Annotated in this window: 1 protein-coding gene and 3 pseudogenes; all 4 read right to left on the bottom strand. The window is 42.2% G+C overall.

The window, feature by feature from the left end:
- A pseudogene (locus GMD6S_RS12665) lies at window positions 1–179 on the bottom strand (peptidoglycan-binding protein LysM); the annotation flags it as partial.
- A gap of 162 nt (window positions 180–341) precedes the next feature.
- Window positions 342–965, bottom strand: a complete 624-nt coding sequence (locus GMD6S_RS11270) for an HAD family hydrolase (RefSeq protein WP_000750409.1) — start codon at window positions 963–965, stop codon at window positions 342–344.
- 3 nt (window positions 966–968) lie between these two features.
- Window positions 969–1,157 (bottom strand): annotated as a pseudogene (locus GMD6S_RS13050) (MATE family efflux transporter); the annotation flags it as partial.
- A pseudogene (locus tag GMD6S_RS11265) lies at window positions 1,154–1,645 on the bottom strand (phosphatidate cytidylyltransferase); the annotation flags it as partial. The pseudogenes GMD6S_RS13050 and GMD6S_RS11265, both read right to left, overlap by 4 nt.
- Between the last annotated feature and the right edge of the window lie 12 nt (window positions 1,646–1,657).

Below are 1,657 nucleotides of genomic sequence, written 5' to 3'. Positions count from 1 at the left end.
ATCGTGCTCAGGGTATCACCATACTGAACTGTATAGCTGTTTTTGTTCTCGTTTTTCGTCACATCATTTTGGATTTGCTCAACGCTACGTGCTGTCCAAGAGATTTCTTGAGCTTTAGCTCCTAATGCGGGAGCAAGAGACAGGGCTACTGTTGAGGCTAAAATAATTCTTTTCTTCATTCGTTCATATTCCTTTCAAATGAGTACCTGTCTATCATAACACAAAAAAAACAGAAAAAAAGCCCTCTCGGGCCTATTTAACAGAACTGTCTATTCCTTGTAACAAACTAGATCAGTTGAAATAGTTTGTTAGCCTTCTGTCATAAAACTGACACAATCTTTTTATTGCTCATCCTCAAAAATGTAGGGAATATCTGCCAATGCTTGAATCCTCTGATTCCCTTCATAAGTTGACTCTAAAAAGTTAATGCTTTGAATACCGCTATTCTGGGCAAATTTCACATCCAAAGTCCGGTCCCCTAGATAATAGGTAGTCCTAGGATCCAACTCATATTTGTCTAGCAGATATGTCGCCGCTTCTGGACTGGGCTTGCGTGCAAAACCACTCTGATTAGTTAAAATTTCTGTGAAATAACATTCCAAACCCAAGTCTCTTAGAATGGTAAAGGCATTGTCTCCTTTATGGGTATAAACAAACTGCATAATCCCTGCTTCATCTGCCCAAGCCAACACTTCACGCGCACCTGGCATCAAAACTATCTGGGCATTCTTCTCAGCCAAACTCTGGGCACGCACCTGATTGAGCACTTCCACATCCAGTTTTCGCTCTTCTGCCACCTGCTCCAGTAAATCTTGCACCGAAAACTTGAGGATAAACTCTCTCACTTTCTCCTTGTCATAAGGAATAGAAAACTGACCAAAGGTTTCCTCAATCCCTGACAAAATCGCTTCGTAAGAGTCCAATAAGGTTCCATCTAAATCCCAAATAAAAGCTGTTTTTTTCATTTCCTATCCTTTCAAGCTCATATAACTTTGGTAACGGTAGCGTAGAAATAACCATCGAAAACCATTGTCCAATAACGTTCCAGCCCAAATACCAGGCAACCCCCAACCAAGAACAATACCCATAAGATAGGCTGTCCCTATACGGATACACCACATCCCAATACTTGTCGCATAAAAGGGGAGGCGAGCATTTTATGTTTACCAAAATTCATCCCTGTCAGGTAGGCTGCGCTATCTGTCGCCCAAACGATAAAGAGAGCCAGAAGCACCTTGTCAAAACCTGCCACCCGAGCATCTAGTAAGGCATTGAAGCCAAAACCAACATAAAAGCTCACAGCAATTGGAAAAGCGGCATCTTCAATCGTATAGCTTTTACTGAAAACGGTTGTCCCTAGCATTATGGTAATCAGAACACTATAGGCAACTACATTCCCATCAACAGGCAAAAAAGTTAGGTAATTTTCTAAAGGAACTGTGAGAGCGAAGGTCGCAAAAAGAGTCAAGGCACCCTCAATGGTCATAGTCTTTAGCCCCTTCATGTGCAAGAGTTCATGGACGCCTAGCATTGCTAACAAGCCAATCCCTACCTGCAACAAGAGCCCTCCCGCAAACAAGACTGGAAGGAAAATCGCCAGGGCCAATACCGCAAACAATGTTCTCTTTTGTAAATCCTTGGTCATATCTTCTCCTAA

It is taken from the genome of Streptococcus sp. GMD6S (assembly GCF_000297015.1).
This window is presented reverse-complemented; position numbering and strand designations above follow the sequence as displayed.

Bases quoted from the DNA above. Each gene is read 5' to 3' on its own strand.
- GMD6S_RS11270 (WP_000750409.1), bottom strand. From the start codon at position 965: ATGAAAAAAACAGCTTTTATTTGGGATTTAGATGGAACCTTATTGGAC.